We start from the raw sequence: 19493 nt of genomic DNA on the forward strand, positions 1-19493 counted from the left end.
GGGAGGGGAACACGTGACGCGAAGCCCGGTGCGCACTGCCGTGGTCTGGGACGCTCTGCGGGCAGTGCTGGCCGAACGGGCCGGATCCGCCGGGCGCGGCGTGCTCGACATCGTGGACGCCGGAGGGGGCACGGGCGGCTTCGCCGTACCGCTGGCCGAGCTCGGGCACAACGTCACGGTCGTCGACCCCAGCCCCGACTCGCTGGCCGCGCTGGAGCGGCGGGCCAAGGAGAAGGGCGTCGGGGTCAGGGCGATCCAGGGCGACGCCGCCGACCTCGGCGAGCTGCTGCCCAAGGACAGTGCCGACCTGGTGCTGTGCCACAGCGTCCTGGAGTACGTCGAGGACCCCATCAGCGCGCTGACCGCCGTCTCCGGGACGCTGCGCCACGGGGGAGCCGTCAGCGTGCTGGCCGCCAACCCGCTCGCCAGCGCCCTGCACCGGGCGCTCACCGGCCATTTCGACGAGGCACTCGCCGTACTGGACGATCCTCGGGGGCGCTGGGGCGACCGCGACCCCACACCGCGCCGCTTCACGCCCGCCGCGCTGTCGGAGCTGCTGGCGGTGACCGGGCTCGCGGTCGGGCCGGCGCTCGGGGTGCGGGTCTTCGCCGACCTGGTGCCCAGCAGGCTGGTCGACGGCGAGCCGGGGGCCGTGGAAGCGCTGGTGGCGCTGGAGCAGGCCGCCGCCGCCCATCCGGTCCTGCGGGAGATCGCCGCCCAGGTCCACATCCTCGCCCACAAGCCATAGAACGTCTGTTCGGATAGAATCACGGAGTGGCACGCAAGCAGATCACCGGCATCGGCCCCGCTCCCACCACCGGGGCCGACGACACCGGCTGCCCGATCCTCCACGTCGACATGGACGCCTTCTTCGCCAGCGTCGAACTGCTGGAGCGGCCCGAGCTCAGGGGCCGCCCGGTCATCGTGGGCTCGCCCGCGGGCCGCGGCGTGGTGCTCAGCGCGACCTATGAGGCCAGGGCGTTCGGCGTGCACTCGGCGATGCCCATGAGCAGGGCGCGCCGCGTGTGCCCCCAGGCCGTGATCATCCCGCCCGGCCACGGGAAGTACTCCGAGGTCTCCAAGGGGGTCATGGAGATCTTCCACTCGATCACCCCGCTGGTCGAGCCGATCGCCTCCGACGAGGCCTTCCTCGACGTCGGCGGGGCGCGGCGCAGGCTGGGCTCGCCCGCGGAGATCGCGGTGCTGATCCGGGAACAGGTTCGGGAAAGATACGGCATCACCTGCTCCGTGGGCGTGGCGGCGAGCAAGTTCATCGCCAAGCTCGCCTCAAAACAGTGCAAGCCCAACGGGTTGCTGGTGGTGCCCGCCGACGAGATCGTCGGCTTCCTCCACCCGCTGCCGGTCTCGGCGTTGTGGGGGGTGGGGGAGCGCACCGAGCAGGCCCTCGTCCGCCTCGGCATCCGTACCGTGGGCGATCTGGCCAGAGTGCCGCCGACGACGCTCCAGCGCGAGCTGGGCCCCGCCGCGGGCGGTCACCTCGCGGCGCTGGCCTGGGGACGCGACGAGCGCGCCGTGACCGTCCACACGCCCGACAAGAGCATCGGCAACGAAGAGACATTCGCCACAGATGTGGACGATCCCGAGATGATCAAGCGTGAGCTGCTCCGCCTGTCGGAGAAGGTCGCCGCCAGGATGCGTAAGAGCGGACACGTGGGCAGGACGGTGAGTGTGAAGCTGCGCCGTGCCGACTTCTCCACGATCAGCCGCTCCCGCACGCTCAGGGAGCCGACCGACGTGGCCCAGGAGATTTACGCCACGGCCTGCGACCTGTTCGACGCGGCGGGCCTGGAGCGCGTGCGGCTGCGCCTGGTGGGCGTCCGGATGGAGAATCTCGGGCCGGCCCAGGCGGCCTCTCGCCAGCTCAGCCTGGGTGCGCGGGAGACCGGCTGGCGCGAGGCCGAACAGGCGATGGACAAGGCGATCCGGCGCTTCGGGCCGGATGCGGTACTCCCGGCTTCGCTAGTTCGGGGCAGACTTGATGAAATGGAGGCATGACGCCCATGTCGCGAATGGCCCAAAATGGAGGTATGACGTCACCTCCGGTTTGGTCTGCGTTGGACGTTTCCTTTCGCCTACGTCTACAGGCTCGTATTCTGGGGATAACCGACCGCGAGGTTCGGACACCCCGTGTCGTCCGTTGCCGTCTTCCCCGTCCTGGGGCCGTCCTTGGGAGGCGCCGTGCCGCTCTCTGAGCACGAGCAGCGCTTGCTCGACCAGATCGAGCAGGCCCTCTACGCCGAGGACCCGAAGTGGGCCAACACCGTAAGGATCAGTGACCCGCGCAGCCATTACAAGCGTCGCCTGATCAAAGCCTCCATCGGCTTTGCTCTGGGCGTCGTCATCATGATGGTTGGCGTCGTCATCCAGATGATCCCGCTCGGCGTCGGCGGTTTCGTGGTCATGCTCGCCGCGTGTCTGTGGGGTCTGTCCAGCTGGAAACGTATGAACGGGTTCGGTGACTCCGGCTCTGCCCAAGGCGCTCCGGTGCCCGGCAGCGGCAAGGGAGCCAGGAAGAGCCGTGGCACGTTCATGGAGCGTATGGAGGAGCGCTGGCGCCGTCGTCACGACGACCGCTGACTTCTCTCCATACGTTACGGCGGTGCCGCCCCACCGCCACCCGCCGATGAGGGCTGGCCTCGATCGGGGGGATCGCTTCTCACGTCGGACGTGGTCCCCGCCGAGACGGTCACGCCCGACCGGCCGACGGGGACGATCTGACCAGGGCGCACAGACGAAGGTGGCCTGCCCAGAGCCGGGCAAGCCACCTTCCTTCGTCTGACCTTCTGATCTACCGGGTCGCGCTCCTCCTGAACCTGAGGTTCTCCAGGCGGTCGAAGCCGTCCAGCACGCCCTCGCCCATGGACCGCAGCCTGCGCAGCGTCGACGGGGGCAGCAGCGCCGCCCGGATCCGCCGTCCCCGCGAGAGCGTGGCCGCCAGGGCCCGCCGTACCTTGCGCAGGTCCTTGCCCAGCGGCCCGACCACGCCGGGGTCGCGCGCGAACAGCACCCGCTCGACCGTCGCGGCGATCGCGGTCATGGCCGCCGCCGACTCGGCGTCGAACTCGTAGCGCTGCGTCAGCCGCCGGGCCAGCGCCCGCGGCGTCTCGCTGGGCTCGCGGGCCATGCCGTAGTCGTACAGGATGTCGTCCAGCTCCGCCCACGCGGCGGCCACCGACGGGTGGCTGCCCGCGATCACGCGCGCGGTGAGCTCGTCGGAGGGCGCGGAGACCTTCCAGCCGAGCGCGCGCACCCGGCGGCTGCGGGTGACCTGCCGGATCGCCGCAGGGATGAGCAGGATCAGCAGCAGAATCGCGACCCCGATGCCGATCTTGGCGATCAGCGGCGTCGGCTCCTCAGCCGGCAGGCCGTTGCCGCCGAGCCTGGCCTCGCGGTCGTCGATCTCGCGCGGGTTGCGGCCGGGCTGCTGGCCGGGTGGCAGTTCCTCGCCCTGCGTGGTGGCGCCGGGCGTCGGGCTGGAGGAGCTCGCGGTCGGCGTCGGCTGCGGGCGGGCGTACTCCGGGACCCGCGCGCTGCCCTGACCGGCGGAACCCGCCGGGGTCGGCTCGAACGGCAGCCAGCCGACGCCCTCGAAGTAGAGCTCCGGCCAGGAGTGGGAGTCGTCGGTGCCGACCGTCCACCGGTCGCCGGCCTTGTCGCCGCCGGTGTAGCCGACCGCGACCCGGGCGGGGATGCCGATCGCCCTGGCCAGCACCGCCATCGCGCTGGCGAACTGCTCGCAGTACCCGACCTTGCTGCTCAGCAGGAAGTCGCGCAGCGCCGAGGTGCTGCTGCCCTGCGTGCGCAGGTCGTAGGTGAAGTTGCCGGTCTTGGTGAAGAACTCCTGCAGCTTCAGCGCCGCGTCGTAGTGCGTCTCGGCGCCCTTGGTCTGCTCATAGGCCAGGTCGCGCAGGTCGGAGGGGAAGTCCTCCGGCAGCCGCAGGTAGCGCGCCTCGACGTTGGGCTGCTGCGGGCGCTGGAGCGCGCGCAACTGGTCGGGCGTCGGCCGCGGCTCGCTCGTCGCCACCTGGTACTCCAGGCCGGAGGCGCTGTCACGGGTGGAGAAGACCATGAGCGTGCTCACGTCCGCCCGCCAGTCGCCGTCCGCCCGCACCTCACGCGGCGGGTACGGCAGCGGCAGGAACGCCAGGTTCTCGACCTCTTCGCTGATCTTGATGTCGGTCACCGCGCTCACGGTCTCGACGCCGCCGCCCAGCCCCGGAGGAGGCGGCAGCGGGCCGGCGTCGGTGCGGTTCTCCGGCGCGCCCTTCGGCTTGGTCAGGCCGAACTGATCGCCGTCGAAGGTGTCCAGCGAGTAGATCCGCAGGTAACGCGGCACGTCGTCGTTGTTGGTGTAGGTCAGCACGGTCCGCTTCTCGGGAAGCGTCAGCTGGCCCTTCATGTTCGTGACCGGGTTGGGGATCTGGATCATGTTCCCCCTGCCCCCGGTGCCCTGGCCGCCCACGCCGAAGCTGAAGAACGACACCGGCTCCAGCGGCGGCAGGAACGCCGGCACCACCACGGCGATCGCGATCGCGGCGAACCCGATCCGCTTCCCGGACAGCCGCAGCCCCCGCGTGTCCGCGCTCTCGCCCGGCGACGGGGTGGTGGCCGCGCGGGTCCTGCGTACCAGGACCGCCCTGCCCCAGTGCCCGACCCGCTCGCGGCCGTCGGCGATCAGCAGGCCGGTGAAGCCGAGCGCGGCGATGATGAACGCCCACCAGGCGATCGGCTCCAGCAGGATCGTCGCGGGAACGGTCGCCAGCGCCAGCATCGGCAGCCCGGCCAGCGCCGCCCGCCGCATCCGGGCGGCCAGCAGGTCCACCGCGATCGCGATGATCCCCACGCCGCCCGTGGTCAGCAGTGCGATCCCCGGGGTGTCGCCGGGCACCGGCGCGGCGAAGCGCTGGATGTCGTCCCAGCCGGTGGCCAGCAGCTTCAGCAGCTCGGCCGCCGAGCCCTTCGTGGGCACGAGCAGCGCCCACGCCTTGTCGCCGGCGAACGAGGCGGTCAGGTAGACGCCGAGTGTGGCCAGGCTGACCAGCGCCGCCGCCCACGTGGGCAGCGACAGCCGGCCGCTGATCGCGCTGGCGACCAGAATGCTCAGGACCGCGCCCAGGGAGCCCCAGAACCAGGCGCCGCCCTCGAACAACGGGTGCAGCAGGATGGCCGCGCAGAACGTGGCGACGGCCGCGGCGACGGACAGCCTCATGCCGCACCTCCGGGATGGACGGCGAAGCGGCCCCGGCTGGCGGCGTCCTGCCACACCGAGGCGATGGACGTGCCGGCCGGGAGCCTGACGGTGCGCCAGCCGTACCCGGCGAGGACGGTCTGGACCGCCAGGTAGTTCTCCGAGGTGTTCGGCTGGACGGCGTCCCAGGTGTCGACGTCGAGCAGGACGGCCACGCCGGTGATGCCGCTGTGCCTGATCCTGGCCAGGTCGCGCGCCTCCTCCGGGTCCATGGCACCGAGCACGGCGACGACCAGGCCGTCGCCGCTGCCCTGCCGCAGCGCCGAGACGCCGATCTCCAGCGAGCGCGCCGGGCTGTTGCGGACCATCGCGAGGGTGTCGAGCAGCGACCAGCTCAGCCCGCTGTCGGTCAGGTGCTCGGCGCCCTGGTCGGTGACCAGCCGCAGGCCGAGCCCCTCGTGCGCCAGGTGCACGCCGATGGAGGCCGCGGCCGAGACCGCCACCTCGAACGACGAGCGCGGGCCCTCGCCGCGGTGCGCGGAACGCCGGGTGTCGAGCAGGAGCGCGCCGCGGCTCTGCCACTGCTGCTCCTCGCGCCGCACCATCAGCTCGCCGTGGCGGGCGGTGGAGCGCCAGTGCACGCGCCGCAGGTCGTCGCCCTGCCGGTACTCGCGCGGCGCCACGTCGTCGTCGCCCGCCGCGGCCACACTCCTGGTACGGCTGTCGCCGCCGCCGGTCCACTCGCCCGACAGGCGTACGTGGGGCAGCGCCACGACCTGCGGCGTCACCACGAGCGTGTCGCTGATGGTGAACGCGCGGGCCAGCTCCACCAGCCCGAACGGGTCGGCGATGCGCACCGACAGCGGCCCGATGGTGAACCGGCCGCGCAGGTCGGAGCGGACCCGGTAGTCGATCTCCCTGATGCCCTTGGCCTCCACCCGGTCCAGGACGAAGCGCGGGCGCACGCCCAGGGCGTACGGGACGGTGTCCTCGATCAGCAGCAGGCCGGTGGGCAGGCGCGTGACGTTCTCCAGCCGCAACGTCACGGTGGCCTCGCCGCCGACCTCGGCCCGCGAGGGCGACAGGCGGCGGGCGCAGCTGAGCCGGTACCGGGTGCGCGCCACCACCATCGCGGCCAGCAGCGGCAGCGCCGTCACCAGCACGCCGATGCGCAGCAGGTCGTGCTCACCGAGCAGCAGGGCCATGAGCAACGCCGCCAGTCCCGCGGCGAGGAACGACCTGCCGCGCGCGGTCAGTGCGCGCAGTCCCGTTCTCACGCCCGTGTCTCCGGTACGGGCACCCTCCTGACCAGATCGCCCACGACCTGCTCGGGCAGGCGGCGCTGGCCCTGCGCCTCGACGCTGGGCAGCAGCCGGTGGGCCAGGACCGGCACGGCCAGGTCCTGGAGGTCGTCGGGGATGACGTAGTCGCGTCCGGACAGGGCCGCGTGGGCGCGGGCGGCGCGCACGAGCTGCAGCGTGGAGCGCGGGGAGGCGCCCAGGCGCAGGTCGGGGGAGTGGCGGGTGGCGACCGCCAGGTCGATGGCGTACTTCTTGACCGGCTGCGAGACGTACACGCCGCGTACGGCCTCGATCAGCGCCCGTACCTCGGCGGTGGTGGCCACGGGCTCCAGCTTGTCCAGCGGAGGGGTGCCGCCGTGCACGTCGAGCATCTCCAGCTCGGCGGCGGGCTCGGGATAGCCCATCGCCACGCGGGCGGTGAAGCGGTCGCGCTGGGCCTCGGGGAGGGGATAGGTGCCCTCCATCTCGATCGGGTTCTGCGTGGCGATGACCATGAAGGGCGACTCAAGGTGGTACGTCACACCGTCGACCGTCACCTGGTGCTCCTCCATGCACTCGAGGAGGGCGGACTGCGTCTTGGGGGAGGCGCGGTTGATCTCGTCGCCGACCACGATGTTGGCGAAGACGGGACCGGGCTTGAACTCGAACTCGCGCGTCTGCTGGTTGTAGGCGCTGACGCCGGTGATGTCGCTGGGCAGCAGGTCGGGCGTGAACTGCACGCGGCGCACCGGGCAGTCGATGGAGCGCGCCAGGGCCTTGGCGAGCATGGTCTTGCCGACTCCGGGCACGTCCTCGATGAGCAGGTGCCCCTCGGCGAGCAGCACCGTCAGGGTGAGGCGGACGGCGTCGCTCTTGCCCTCGATCACCGACTCGATAGCCTGCCGAATACGGTGCGCGGTGGACACGAGCTCTTCCAGCCGCTGAGGGACGTCATGGGTTACTGCCACCAGGCCTCCATGAGAAGTGCGACGGCTGTCCCGCTGGAGCGTGCTTTGGCGGGAGCCATGCCATTCCTTTTCCATTGTGTGTACCGACCCTACGACGCTGGGGGTTCTTGAGCGACATTTGTCGGTATTCCTCCAGTCCTGACAGTGTTCGAAGGAACCTTCGTGTTCTTGTCCCGTCGCGGTGCGAATCCCGTGACAGTCGGTGGCGCGAGGCGCTCCACTTTCCTCCACCACTGCCCCCGCGGCACCCCTCCAGGCCCCATTCCGTGGGGCGTTTCAACTCTCGACACGCCCATGAGGGTTGACCGGCCGCCCAGCCCGCTCCACCGAGCGCCATCGCGCTGACCTGGGGTTTTGCAAGACGTATAGGCGGCGACCTGGGTTGTAATCAGTTGACGGTGGGGAGAAGTGGAGTATGGTGGTGCGCAGTGGAGGGCCGGTGCACCAGCGCTAGGCACTTCATGAGGCACGGGAGGTGGGGCCGATGTTCCTCGGCACCCATCAGCCGCGTCTCGACGACAAGGGACGGCTGTTCCTGCCGGCTAAGTACCGTGAGGAGCTGGCGGAGGGTCTTGTGATTACCAAAGGCCAGGAGCGATGCCTCTACGTCTTTCCTGTGGAGGAGTTCCAGCGCATTACCGAGGCTCTCAGCACCGCCCCGGTCACCGCCAAGGCGGTGCGTGACTACAGCCGTGTCTTCTTCGCCAGCGCGTCCGACGAGACTCCGGACAAGCAGGGGCGCATCACGATCCCGCAGGGCCTGCGCACGTACGCGGGCCTGGAACGTGACTGCGTGGTCATCGGGGCCAACACCCGCCTGGAGATCTGGGACGCGCAGGCCTGGGAGACCTATCTCAACGCACAGGAGCAGGCCTTCGCCGATCTCTCGGAGGAGGTGCTGCCAGGGATTCTGTAATCGTCACGGTCGATTCGACGGTGTGGTCGTTCGGCGAGGTCTCCACCCGCAACCACTGTCCGGCAGCTGATGCACCTTCCCCGGTGTCAGATGACCGGTATCTCGAAGAGGATGCGGATGGGGACCTGGCCGGACGGGCACCGGGTGGGGACCTTGGAAGGATCGGCCGACGCGTCATCCGCGAGCAAGGACGCGAGAGGGGGGTTGGAGAGATGGCAGAGAGCGCTCACGTTCCGGTGATGCTCGAGCGCGTTCTGGAGTTGCTGGCGCCGGCGTTGACCGGTGCGCGCCCCGTCGTCGTCGACGCCAACCTCGGCCTCGGTGGCCATACGGAAGCCCTGCTCGCCGCCCACCCTTCACTGCACGTGATCGGGATCGACCGCGACCCGTTCGCGATCGAGTTCTCCACGCGGCGGCTCGCGCCGTACGCCGGGCGGACCTCGCTCGTCCACGCGACATCGGACGAGCTGGCCTCCGTGCTCGCGCGGCTGGGCCGTGAGAAGGTCGACGGAGTGCTGTTCGACCTGGGCGTCTCCTCGCCTCAGCTCGACGAGGCCGAGCGCGGTTTCGCCTACTCCTACGACGCTCCGCTCGACATGCGGATGGACACGAGCCAGGACCTCACGGCGGAGAAGGTGGTCAATACCTACTCGGCTGGGGAGCTAACCCGCATCCTTCGTGATTACGGAGAGGAACGGTTCGCACCGCGTGTCGCAGGCCTAATCATCAAGGAAAGGGCCAAGGAGGCCATAACGTCGACTAAGCGGCTTGCCGACATCGTCCGAGAGGCGATTCCTGCCGCTACCCGGCGCACAGGGGGAAACCCCGCCAAGAGGACTTTTCAAGCGCTGCGCATCGAGGTGAACGCGGAACTCGCCGCCCTGGAGGCGGCGCTGCCCGCCGCCCTCGACGCGCTGGTGCTGGGTGGGCGAGTCGTCGTGCTCGCCTACCACTCCCTGGAGGACCGGCTGGCCAAGCAGGTTCTCACGGCGCGAACCAGGGACACCAGCCCGCACGGGCTGCCCGTCCCGCTCCCGGCACACCAGCCGAGGTTCCGCCTGCTGACGAGGGGAGCGGAGCTCCCGAGTGAAGAAGAGGTCACCCGCAACCCGCGGGCGACCTCGGCCCGGCTGAGGGCGGCAGAGAGGATCCGTGTTGACGACGAGGACTGAGCAGGAGATCAGGAGGAGCGCGCCCGCACGCGGCGCCGGCACGCCGAAGAGTGGCGCCGGCAGGTCCGGTTCGGCGAACAAGCCCGTCCCGCCCCCGCGTCCCGCCGCCTCCACCCTTGACCACGCCGACGAGGCACGTGAGGAGCGCTCCGGCGGGGTGCGGCCCCGCCAGGGCACCGAGCCTCGCGACGAGCGCGCCGCGGCCACCCGCGCGCGCCGCGGCCCGACCGGTCGCGCCCGCCGCGCCGAGGACACCGACGAGCGCGCCTCGACGCGCCGCGCCGACCGTGAGGGCCGTGTCACCACGCGAGGTGCCGACGGTGAGGAGCGTGCGGCGTCCCGGCGTGCCGATGGTGAGGAGCGTGTGACGTCCCGGCGTGCCGAGGACGGCGCCGGCGAGCGTGCCGGTGCGGTGCGGACGCGTCAGGGTGACGAGCTTCGCGACGGGCGCCCGGCCGCTTCGCCCCAGGCCGGGGGTGAGCCCGGCGTCGCTTCGCGGGTACGTGGCGGGCGGTCGGTGCGGCCCCAGGGGTCGCGGCGGCCGGCGAGCGCGCGGCGCGGTCCGGCGCGGCGCCAGCGTGGTCCGTTCATCGTGCTGGTGCTCGGGCTGCTCGGCGGCGGGCTGGTCAGCCTGCTGCTGCTCAACACCGTGCTGGCGCAGGACTCCATCCGCGCGGGCAACCTGAAGTCCGAGATCGCCCAGCTCGAGCTCGGCAACCAGCAGCTCGGGGTCGACATCGAGCGCCGCAAGCAGCCGGGCGAGATCGCCGAGGCCGGTAAGCGGCAGCACCTCCAGCCCGACTGGAAGGACCCGAACGTCATCACCCCCGCCAGCGAGGATTCCAGCAAGGTGGGCGGCGCGAACCGGTGAGAGACTCGGGCGGCCGCGGGCAGGGACCCGGTCGCGGACCAGGCGGCGCCGGCGCTCAAGGAGGGCCCGGCGCCGCTCGGCGTACGCCCCGGGGCACGGGCGGCACCGGGCGGACCGGCAGGACCGGGCGACCGGCGCCGGGCGACGACCCGTTCGACCTGCCCTTCACCGACGACCGCCGCCGCCCCGAGCCCGGCGACGGGCCGCAGGACGAGCGTCCGCGCGGCCGTACCTCCCGGGAGGGCGAGCGCTCGCCCCAGGAGCCGCGTGGCCGTACCTCCCCGGAGGGCCGTACCTCCCCGGAGGGCCGCACGTCCTCGGAGGGCCGTACATCTCAGGAAGGGCGCGCTTCCCGCGAACGGCGGGGCGCTCAGGACGGCGCGCGCGAGACCCGGCAGCGGCCGGGCAGGCCCGACGGGCGGGACGAGCGCGAGGCGCGTGACCCGCGGACGCGGCCCGGCAGGCCCGGCGCCGACGCAGGACGGCCCAGGGGAGAGGTGCCGCGCCCGCGTGGCGGGGCGCCGCGCGGGCCCGCCGACCCGGAGCGCGGCGCGCGCAGGGGCGGCATGCCGCCGCGCAGGCCGCCGGCTCCGCCGATTCCGCCGAGGCCGCCGCTGGTGCTCAGGCTGGGCAACCCGCGCCGCCGCATCAACATCGGCATGATCGTCATGACGTTCATCCTGTCGATCTTCGCCGGCCGCCTGATCCAGATGCAGGGGCTCGACTCCAAGATCTACGAGGCCAAGGCCGTGGGCCAGCGCATGATCACCGAGGTCATCCCGGCCAAGCGCGGCTCGATCACCGACGTCAACGGCCACGCTCTGGCCATGACCGTCGAGGCCCGCGAGATGGCGATCGACCCGTCGAAGGTGCATCCGAGCGTACGCGCCAAGGTGGCCAACGTCCTGGCGGCCGAGCTCGGCAAGTCCCAGCAGGAGATCGCCGGCAAGCTCGCCAAGGACACCACCCAGTACCAGCTCCTGGCCAAGGACGTCGACCCGGTCGTGGCCGGCCGCCTGCTCAAGGCGCAGATCCCGGCGTTGACCGCGAAGAAGCAGTACAAGCGCATCTACCCGGCCGGCGACCTGGCCGGCACGCTGGTGGGCTTCGTGGGCGTGGACGGCACCGGCCTGGGCGGCCTGGAAGAGGCCAAGAACTCGCTCCTGGCCGGCCGCGACGGCAAGCAGCGGGTGGAGCAGGGCCGCGACGGCCAGCGCATCCCGATGACCCACAGCCAGCGCCAGGCGCCCCTGGAGGGCAGCGACGTGCGGCTGACGATCGACCGCGACATCCAGTGGGCCGCCCAGAAGTCGATCGCCGAGCAGGTCCAGGCGGTGGGCGCGGAGAGCGGCACGGTCATCGTCATGGACGTGAAGACCGCGCAGATCGTCGCCATGGCCAACGCCCCCGAGCTCGACCTGAACAACTGGCGTCAGGCCCCCCAGGAGAACTACGTCAACCGGGCGGCGGCCGACGTGTTCGAGCCGGGCAGCACCAACAAGGTGATCACCGCCGCGGCGGCGCTGGAGAGCGGCGCGGTCAGGCCGACGACGAGCTTCCGCGTCAAGGACAACATCCGCTGCTACGACCGCACGCTGCGCGACGCCGAGCCGCACCCCACGGAGACGATGACGTTCCAGACGGCGATCGCCAAGTCCAGCAACGTCGCCACGATCATGGCCGCCCGCAAGGTGGGCTCGCAGCGGCTGCACGGCATGCTGAAGTCCTTCGGGTTCGGCGCCAAGCCGGGCGGCGGCGTGCCGGGCGAGGAAGCCGGTCTTCTGCCCGACTACAAGACCTGGTCGGGCAGCCAGAGCTGCACGATCGCCTACGGCCAGGGCGTCTCGGTCACGGCGCTGCAGATGGCCAGCGTGTACCAGACGATCGCCAACGGAGGCGTCAGGGTGCCCCCGCAGATCGTCGCCGGCACCACCGGCCAGGACGGCAGGTTCACCGCGGCCGCCACCGGCAAGCAGACCAAGGTGGTCAGCGAACGGACGGCCACGGAGATCACCGCGATGCTGGAGAGCGCGGCCAGCGAGGAGGGCACCGGCGGCCTGGCGGCCATCCCCGGATACCGCGTGGCCGGCAAGACCGGTACCGCGAACCGCTACGATCCGAAGCTGGGCCGTTACGACGGCTACACCGCATCCTTCGTGGGCTTCGCGCCCGCCGACGCGCCCCGCCTGGTGGTGCTGTCGGTGCTGCAGAACCCGCAGAAGGGCCACTTCGGCGGGCAGCTCGCGGCCCCCGTGTTCAAGCAGGTGATGACGTTCGCCATCAAGAGCAGGAAAATCCCGCCCACAAGCTCGACCGCGCCTCCGGTGCGGTTGAGCGCCGGACAGTGACCGGGGAAGGTACGCTCTCGCCGTGCGTCCCCCGTCGTCTATGCGTCCCACGACCAGCCCGCCGCGCCCGCTGACCGGCCTGGCCACCATGCTCGACGCCGATTCCGGCACGGCGCGTTCGCCGCATGCCGCGATCACCGGCGTCACCATCGACTCCCGCCAGGTGCGGCGCGGAGACCTCTACGTCGCGCTCGCCGGCAGCCACGCCCACGGGGCGAGCTTCGCCGCCGAGGCCATGGCCAGCGGCGCGGTCGCCGTGCTCACCGATCCGGCCGGCCGCGACGCCGCGGTCGCGACCGGGTTGCCGGTGCTGGTCGTGCCGGAACCGCGCGGCATGCTCGGGCAGATCTCCTCCTGGGTGTACGGCCAGCCGTCCCACGACCTGTCGGTCATCGGCGTGACCGGCACGAGCGGCAAGTCCACGACCACGTTCCTGCTGGAGGCCGGGCTGCGCGCCGCCGGCCACACGACGGGCCTGATCGGCGGCGTGGAGATCCGGGCGGGCGAGGTGCGCTTCGAGTCGCGGCTGACCACGCCGGAGGCCTCGGAGCTGCACGGGCTGTTCGCCTTCATGCGCGAGCAGGGCGTCTCCTCGGCGGTGATGGAGGTCTCCAGCCACGCGCTGGCGCTGGGCCGCATCGACGGGATCTTCTACGACGTGGCCCTGTTCACGAACCTGTCGCAGGACCACCTCGACTTCCACCGCGACCTGGACGACTACTTCGCCACGAAGGCCAGGCTGTTCCAGCCGGAGCTGAGCCGGGCCGGCGTGACGAACCTGGACGACCCCCACGGGCGCGAGCTCCTGACGGTGGCCAAGATCCCGATGACGACGTTCTCGCCCACGGGTGACCCGGAGGCCGACTGGCGGGCGCTCGACGTACGGCTGGGCGCCGACGGCAGCTCCTTCCGCGTCGTGGGTCCCGGCGGCGTCGAGGCCGACGCCCAGGTGGCGCTGCCGGGCTCGTTCAACGTCGCCAACGCGCTGGGCGCGATCGTGACGCTGGTGGAGGCGGGCGTGCCGCTGCAGGCCGCGGTGCACGGCGTGGGCACGCTGAAGGGCGTTCCCGGCCGCATGGAGCGGGTGACGACGTCGGAGGACGACTTCCAGGCCGTGGTCGACTACTCCCACAAGCCCGGCGCCGTCGAGTCGGTGCTCAATTCGCTGCGCCAGGTGACTTCTGGCAGGCTCACCATCGTGCTCGGCTGCGGCGGCGATCGCGACAGGGGCAAAAGGCCCATGATGGGAGAAGCTGCGGCGCGCCTCGCGGATGTGGCCATTTTCACCAGCGACAATCCACGCACAGAGGATCCTCTCCACATTCTTGCCGCGATGATGGAGGGGGCACTCGGCGTTCCCCGGCATGAGCGCGCTCATGTGATCATTGAGCCCGACCGCGCGGCGGCGATCGACCTGGCAGTGCGCCGGGCCGGACGCGGCGACGTGATCGTCGTGGCGGGCAAGGGCCACGAGCAGGGCCAGTACATCTCAGGCGAAGTGATCCCCTTCGACGACCGCGAGGTGGTCGCCGAAGCGATCCACAGGAAGGTTTACCAATGATCCCGTTGCCACTGGCCAGGATCGCCGAGCTCACCTCGGGCGCTCTGTCGGGCATGGCCGACCCTCGGGCCGTGGTGCGCGGCCCCGTCGTGATCGACTCGCGGCAGGTCGAGCCGGGATCGTTGTTCGCAGCCTTCCGGGGCGCCAACGTCGACGGGCACGAGTACGCCGTCCAGGCGGTGCGCGCGGGCGCGGTGGCCGTACTGGCCAGCCGTCCGGTCGAGGCGCCCACGGTGATCGTCCCCGACGTGGCCGCGGCCCTGGCGGCCCTGGCCACCGCGGTGGCCGGCTCGCTGCCGCAGGCGACCGTGCTCGGCGTGACCGGCTCGGCCGGCAAGACCACCACCAAGGACCTGCTGGCCCGCCTGACCGGCCGCATCGGGCCGACGATCGCGCCGGTCGGCTCGTTCAACAACGAGATCGGCCACCCGCTGACCGTCCTGAAGGCCGATCTCGACACCCGCTTCCTGGTGCTGGAGCTGAGCGCCCGCGACGCCGGGCACATCGCCCACCTGGCCTCCATCGCGCCGCCGAGCATCGGCGTCGTCCTCAACGTCGGCACCGCCCACCTCGGCGTCTTCGGCGGCAAGGACGCCATCGCCAAGGCCAAGGGCGAACTCGTCGAGGCGCTGCCCGCCACCGGCGTGGCCGTGCTCAACTCCGACGACCCGCTCGTCCGCGACATGGCCGGGCGCACCGACGCCCGCGTCACGTTCTTCGGCCGCGGCGAGGAGGCCGCCATCCGCGCCGAGGAGGTGACCGTCGACGAGCGTGGCCGCGCCTCCTTCCGGCTGCGCACGCCGTCCGGCGTCGCCTACGTGCGGCTGCGGCTGTACGGCGAGCACGCCGTCGGCAACGCGCTGGCCGCGGCGGCGGCGGGCTACGAGCTCGGGCTGCCGGTGGCCACGATCGCCGAGGAACTGTCGGAGGCCGAGCCCCGCAGCCGCTGGCGCATGGAGGTCACCGACCGCCACGACGGCGTGACCGTCATCAACGACGCCTACAACGCCAACCCCGACTCCATGCGGGCCGCCTTCGAGGCGCTCGGCGCGATCGGCGGCGGGCGGCGCCGCTTCGCCGTCATCGCCGCGCTGCGCGAACTGGGCGAGGACAGCGCCACGCTCAACGAGGAACTGGGCCGCCTGGCGGGCGGCGCCGGGCTGGCCGGGCTGATCGTGGCGGGGCCCGACGCCGGGCCGGTGCTGGAGGGCGCCTTCGCCGCCTCCAGCCAGGTGGCCGCGGCCCAGGGTGCCCCGCCACCGGGTGCGCCGCCGGCGGGGCCGTACCCACAGCAGGGCACGCGGATCGTGCACGTGGCCGACGCGGAGGCGGCGGCGCGGGAGCTCGCGTCGTGGCTGCGGCCCGGTGACGCCGTGCTGGTCAAGGGCCCGCGGGCGATGGGGCTCGAACGCACGGCCGAGCGTGTACTCGGGAGCGCGCGGTGACCAACATCATCATCGCCGGCGCGGTGGGATTGATCCTGTCGATGCTCGGCACTCCCCTCGCGATCCGCCTGTTCGCCAGGCGGGGTTACGGACAGGAGGTCCGCGAGGACGGCGTCCAGGCGCACCTGAGCAAGAAGGGCACGCCCACGATGGGCGGCGTGGTGTTCGTGCTGGCCTCGCTGCTGGCCTACGGCGCCTCGCACCTGGTCACGTTCGAGTCGCCGACGATCTCGGGCCTGCTGGTGCTGTTCCTGATGACCGGGCTCGGCGCGGTCGGCTTCCTCGACGACTTCATCAAGATCTACAAGCAGCGCAGCCTCGGCCTGCGCTCGGGCGCCAAGGCGCTGGGCCAGCTGATCGTCGGCGCCGTCTTCGCGGTGCTGGTGACCCAGCAGGCCAACGTGTACGGCATCACGCCCGCCGAGACCCGGCTGTCGTTCCTGCGCGACTTCGGGCCGTCGATCGGCCTGGTCGGGTTCACCATCTGGGTGCTCATCATGATCGTCGGGTTCTCCAACGCGGTGAACCTCACCGACGGCCTCGACGGCCTGGCCAGCGGCGCGACCGCCGTGGTGCTGGGCGCGTACGTGCTGATCGGCAACTGGCAGCTGCGCAACAACTGCATCGACCAGCTCGGGCCCAACTGCTACTGGGTGCGCGACCCGCTCGACCTGGCGGTGGTGGCGGCGGCGGTGCTGGGCTCGCTGATCGGGTTCCTGTGGTGGAACGCCCCGCCCGCAAAGATCTTCATGGGCGACACCGGGTCGCTGGCGCTGGGCGGCGTGCTGGCCGGTCTGGCGATCGCCACCCGCACCCAGCTCCTGCTGATCATCCTGGCCGGGCTCTGCGTGATCATCACGATGTCGGTGATCATCCAGGTCGGGTTCTTCAAGATGACCGGTAAACGGGTCTTCCGCATGGCGCCGTTGCAGCACCACTTCGAGCTGAAGGGCTGGGCGGAGACCACGATCGTGGTCCGCTTCTGGCTGATCGCCGGGTTGTGCGCGGCCGTGGGACTCGGACTGTTCTACGTGGAGTGGATGCCGCGCCCATGACGCTGACGTGTGTCGCGGGGCTCGGAGTCTCCGGTACGGCCGCCGCCCGGGTGCTGGCCGGGCGGGGCGAGCGGGTCGTCGTCCTGGAGGCGGCCGAGGGGGAGCGCCAGCGGCTCGTCGCCGCCGAACTGGCCCGCCTGGGCGTCGAGGTGCGCTTCGGCCCCATGGAACTGCCCGGGGAGACCACCCGGCTGGTCACCACCGGCTGGGCGCCCCACCACCCGCTGATCGCCGCCGCGCTCGCGGCCGGGGTCGAGGTCGTGGGCGAGGTCGAGCTGGCCTGGCGGCTGCGTCCGGAGCAGGCGGCCCCCTGGCTGGCCCTGACCGGCACCAACGGCAAGACCACCGCCGTGCGCATGCTCACCTCGATGCTGCTGGCGGCCGGGGAGAAGGCGCTGGCCGTCGGGAACGTCGGCGTGCCGGTCGTGGAGGCCGTCGCCGAGCCGTACGACGTGCTGGCCGTGGAGCTGTCCAGCTTCCAGCTGCACTGGTCGGGATCGCTGGCGCCCAAGGCGGCCGCGCTGCTCAACGTCGCCCCCGACCACCTCGACTGGCACGGCTCCCTGGAGGAGTACGCCGCCGCCAAGGCCAGGATCTTCGAGCGGGCCGCGACCGTGGTCTACAACGCCGACGACCCGATCGCGGCGGAGCTGGCGGCGCCGTACCCGGGCGCGGTGGGGTTCACGCTGCGGGTGCCGAGGGCGGGCGAGATCGGCGTGGTGGAGGACCTCATCGTGGATCGGGCCTTCTGCCCCGATCCCGTGCACGCCGCCGAGGAGCTCGCGAACCTGGCCGACGTGCATCCGTTCGCGCCGCACAACGTGGCCAACGCCCTGGCCGCCGCCGCGCTGGCCCGCGCGCACGGCGTACCGGCCGGGGCGGTACGGCAGGGCCTGCGGGACTTCGTGCCCGACCCGCACCGCATGTCGTTCGTCGAGCGGGTCGCCGAGGTCGACTACGTGGACGACTCCAAGGCCACCAACCCGCACGCCGCCGCCGCGGCCCTGGCCGCCTACCCGTCGGTCGTCTGGGTGGCCGGCGGCCAGCTCAAGGGCGCCGACGTGGAGGACCTCGTCCGCACGGCGGCGCCGAGGCTGCGCGGGGCGGTGCTGATCGGCGTGGACCGCGCCAGGATCGCCGAAGCGATGTCGCGACACGCGCCGAATGTCCCCGTGGTGGACATCGCCGACCAAGACACTGGAGTGATGGACCGCGTCGTCACCGAAGCCGCAGCGCTCGCCTCCCCGGGGGACACCGTGTTGCTGGCGCCCGCGGGCGCCTCGCTGGACATGTTCGCCAACTACCCGGCGCGGGGGGAGGCCTTCGCGCGAGCCGTACACGAGCACGGCCTGCGCCGGGAGCCGCGGACGTGAGCGCGACCACGGACGAGCGGCCGCGCAAGAGCGGCGCCGTCGAGGGGCCGTCGGTGTGGGCGCGTGAGCAGATGGGCGCGCTGCGCGAACTGCTCGGCAAGCCGCTGACCACCTACTACCTGATCATCGGCTGCAGCGCGCTGCTGCTGATCCTCGGGCTCATGATGGTGCTGTCGGCCTCCAGCATCGAGGCGCTGAACAAGACCGGCAGCCCGTTCTCGTGGTTCATCAAGCAGTCGCTGTCGGCGGCGATCGGCGTGCCGGTGATGTACGTGTGCTCGCGGCTGCCGCACAAGTTCTTCCGCTGGGCGGGCTACCCGCTCATGGTGTTGTCGATCATCGCGCTGGTCATGGTGCTGTTCATCGGCTCCTCCGAGCTGGGCGCGCAGCGGTGGATCTACATCGGGCCGCTGACCGTCCAGCCGTCGGAGCCGGCCAAGCTCGGGCTGGCGCTGTGGGGCGCGGACATGCTGGCCCGCCGGGCGCGCGCCGGGCGGATCGAGTGGCGGCAGATGCTGATCCCGCTGATGCCGGGCACCGCGATCCTGGCCGTCATGGTCATGCTCGGCCGCGACCTCGGCACCACCCTCGTGCTCATGATGATCTTCCTGTCGCTGCTGTGGGTGGTGGGGGCGCCGCTGAAGCTGTTCGGCGGCATCCTCGGTGTGGCGGTGCTGGCCGCGGTCATCATGATCAAGGTCGAGCCGTACCGCATGGCCCGCATCGGCGCCTTCCTCGACCCGTGGGCCGAGGCGCAGGGCGCCGGATACCAGGCCGTCCAGGGGCAGATCGCGATGGGCTCCGGCGGCTGGTTCGGGCTCGGGCTCGGGTCCAGCCGGCAGAAGTGGAGCTGGCTGCCGCACGGCGAGAGCGACTTCATCTTCGCCATCCTCGGCGAGGAGCTCGGCCTCATGGGCACGCTCGTCGTCGTCGCGCTGTTCGGCCTGCTCGGCTACGCCGGGCTGCGGGTGGCGGGGCGGGTCAAGGACCCGTTCATCAGGCTCGCCGCCGCCGCGGTCGTGGCCTGGATCTGCGGCCAGGCCATCGTCAACATGGGCGCGGTGATCGGCGTGCTGCCGATCACCGGCATCCCGTTGCCGCTGGTCTCCTACGGCGGCTCGGCCCTGCTGCCGACGCTGGCCGCGCTCGGGATGCTCCTGTCGTTCGCCAAACAGGAACCCGGCGCGCGCGAGGCGCTGGCCGCTCGTGGCCCCGGACCGGCCGCTCGGGCTCTAAGCTGGCTTGGCCTGGGGGGAAGAACGAGCAGGGGCCGAGCGAGACGTTAGGGAGTGACC

Annotated in this window: 15 protein-coding genes; 12 read left to right on the top strand and 3 right to left on the bottom strand. The window is 71.8% G+C overall.

Annotated features, from left to right (window positions below):
* Positions 1 to 13: 13 nt before the first annotated feature.
* The 3 genes from ACIBKY_RS29600 to ACIBKY_RS29610 all read left to right on the top strand — a co-directional run bounded on the left by ACIBKY_RS29600 (position 14) and on the right by ACIBKY_RS29610 (position 2598).
* Positions 14 to 748, top strand: coding sequence for a methyltransferase domain-containing protein (locus tag ACIBKY_RS29600; protein ID WP_397101559.1), 735 nt, complete (start codon positions 14 to 16; stop codon positions 746 to 748).
* 26 nt (positions 749 to 774) lie between these two features.
* Positions 775 to 2016: a DNA polymerase IV gene (gene dinB, locus ACIBKY_RS29605; protein ID WP_397101561.1), complete on the top strand. Its 1242-nt coding sequence runs from the start codon at positions 775 to 777 to the stop codon at positions 2014 to 2016.
* A gap of 183 nt (positions 2017 to 2199) precedes the next feature.
* Entirely contained in the window at positions 2200 to 2598 is a 399-nt protein-coding gene (locus tag ACIBKY_RS29610) for a DUF3040 domain-containing protein (protein ID WP_397101563.1), read from the top strand.
* Positions 2599 to 2809: 211 nt separating this feature from the next.
* Here ACIBKY_RS29610 and ACIBKY_RS29615 read toward each other — a convergent pair whose 3' ends face one another.
* From ACIBKY_RS29615 to ACIBKY_RS29625, 3 genes are read right to left on the bottom strand one after another with little or no spacing between them, the layout of a single operon-like run.
* Positions 2810 to 5230 carry a transglutaminaseTgpA domain-containing protein gene (locus ACIBKY_RS29615; RefSeq protein WP_397101565.1) on the bottom strand — a complete coding sequence of 807 codons (2421 nt, stop codon included), beginning with the start codon at positions 5228 to 5230 and terminating at the stop codon, positions 2810 to 2812.
* Positions 5227 to 6486: a DUF58 domain-containing protein gene (locus ACIBKY_RS29620; protein WP_397101567.1), complete on the bottom strand. Its 1260-nt coding sequence runs from the start codon at positions 6484 to 6486 to the stop codon at positions 5227 to 5229. Before ACIBKY_RS29620 ends, ACIBKY_RS29615 begins: the two co-directional genes overlap by 4 nt.
* Positions 6483 to 7532: an AAA family ATPase gene (locus tag ACIBKY_RS29625; RefSeq protein ID WP_397101569.1), complete on the bottom strand. Its 1050-nt coding sequence runs from the start codon at positions 7530 to 7532 to the stop codon at positions 6483 to 6485. Before ACIBKY_RS29625 ends, ACIBKY_RS29620 begins: the two co-directional genes overlap by 4 nt.
* A gap of 409 nt (positions 7533 to 7941) precedes the next feature.
* On the opposite strand from ACIBKY_RS29625, the gene mraZ reads away from it, so the two are divergent.
* The 9 genes from mraZ to ftsW all read left to right on the top strand — a co-directional run bounded on the left by mraZ (position 7942) and on the right by ftsW (position 19484).
* A complete protein-coding gene (gene mraZ / locus ACIBKY_RS29630; protein ID WP_184960700.1) occupies positions 7942 to 8373 on the top strand; it encodes a division/cell wall cluster transcriptional repressor MraZ in 432 nt (143 codons plus the stop codon).
* Positions 8374 to 8585: 212 nt separating this feature from the next.
* A complete protein-coding gene (gene rsmH / locus ACIBKY_RS29635; protein ID WP_397102150.1) occupies positions 8586 to 9545 on the top strand; it encodes a 16S rRNA (cytosine(1402)-N(4))-methyltransferase RsmH in 960 nt (319 codons plus the stop codon).
* Complete coding sequence (locus tag ACIBKY_RS29640) at positions 9529 to 10416, top strand: hypothetical protein (RefSeq protein ID WP_397101571.1); 888 nt, start codon at positions 9529 to 9531, stop codon at positions 10414 to 10416. The genes rsmH and ACIBKY_RS29640 overlap by 17 nt, the downstream gene beginning before the upstream one ends.
* Complete coding sequence (locus ACIBKY_RS29645; protein ID WP_397101573.1) at positions 10413 to 12764, top strand: penicillin-binding transpeptidase domain-containing protein; 2352 nt, start codon at positions 10413 to 10415, stop codon at positions 12762 to 12764. The genes ACIBKY_RS29640 and ACIBKY_RS29645 overlap by 4 nt, the downstream gene beginning before the upstream one ends.
* Positions 12765 to 12804: 40 nt before the next feature.
* Positions 12805 to 14325, top strand: coding sequence for a UDP-N-acetylmuramoyl-L-alanyl-D-glutamate--2,6-diaminopimelate ligase (locus tag ACIBKY_RS29650; RefSeq protein ID WP_397101575.1), 1521 nt, complete (start codon positions 12805 to 12807; stop codon positions 14323 to 14325).
* The gene (gene murF / locus ACIBKY_RS29655) at positions 14322 to 15770 is read left to right on the top strand and encodes a UDP-N-acetylmuramoyl-tripeptide--D-alanyl-D-alanine ligase (RefSeq protein ID WP_397101577.1); all 1449 of its coding nucleotides are present in this window, start codon (positions 14322 to 14324) and stop codon (positions 15768 to 15770) included. The genes ACIBKY_RS29650 and murF overlap by 4 nt, the downstream gene beginning before the upstream one ends.
* Entirely contained in the window at positions 15767 to 16825 is a 1059-nt protein-coding gene (gene mraY, locus ACIBKY_RS29660) for a phospho-N-acetylmuramoyl-pentapeptide-transferase (protein ID WP_184960705.1), read from the top strand. Before murF ends, mraY begins: the two co-directional genes overlap by 4 nt.
* Entirely contained in the window at positions 16822 to 18198 is a 1377-nt protein-coding gene (murD, locus tag ACIBKY_RS29665; protein WP_397101580.1) for a UDP-N-acetylmuramoyl-L-alanine--D-glutamate ligase, read from the top strand. Before mraY ends, murD begins: the two co-directional genes overlap by 4 nt.
* Positions 18195 to 19484, top strand: coding sequence for a putative lipid II flippase FtsW (ftsW, locus tag ACIBKY_RS29670; protein WP_397101582.1), 1290 nt, complete (start codon positions 18195 to 18197; stop codon positions 19482 to 19484). The genes murD and ftsW overlap by 4 nt, the downstream gene beginning before the upstream one ends.
* Positions 19485 to 19493: the final 9 nt, after the last annotated feature.

Source organism: Nonomuraea sp. NPDC050394 (assembly GCF_044459065.1).
Taxonomy (GTDB): domain Bacteria; phylum Actinomycetota; class Actinomycetes; order Streptosporangiales; family Streptosporangiaceae; genus Nonomuraea.

Bases quoted from the DNA above. Each gene is read 5' to 3' on its own strand.
- ACIBKY_RS29615 (WP_397101565.1), bottom strand. From the start codon at position 5,230: ATGAGGCTGTCCGTCGCCGCGGCCGTCGCCACGTTCTGCGCGGCCATC.
- ACIBKY_RS29625 (WP_397101569.1), bottom strand. From the start codon at position 7,532: ATGGAAAAGGAATGGCATGGCTCCCGCCAAAGCACGCTCCAGCGGGAC.
- mraZ (WP_184960700.1), top strand. From the start codon at position 7,942: ATGTTCCTCGGCACCCATCAGCCGCGTCTCGACGACAAGGGACGGCTG.
- rsmH (WP_397102150.1), top strand. From the start codon at position 8,586: ATGGCAGAGAGCGCTCACGTTCCGGTGATGCTCGAGCGCGTTCTGGAG.
- ACIBKY_RS29650 (WP_397101575.1), top strand. From the start codon at position 12,805: ATGCGTCCCACGACCAGCCCGCCGCGCCCGCTGACCGGCCTGGCCACC.
- murF (WP_397101577.1), top strand. From the start codon at position 14,322: ATGATCCCGTTGCCACTGGCCAGGATCGCCGAGCTCACCTCGGGCGCT.
- murD (WP_397101580.1), top strand. From the start codon at position 16,822: ATGACGCTGACGTGTGTCGCGGGGCTCGGAGTCTCCGGTACGGCCGCC.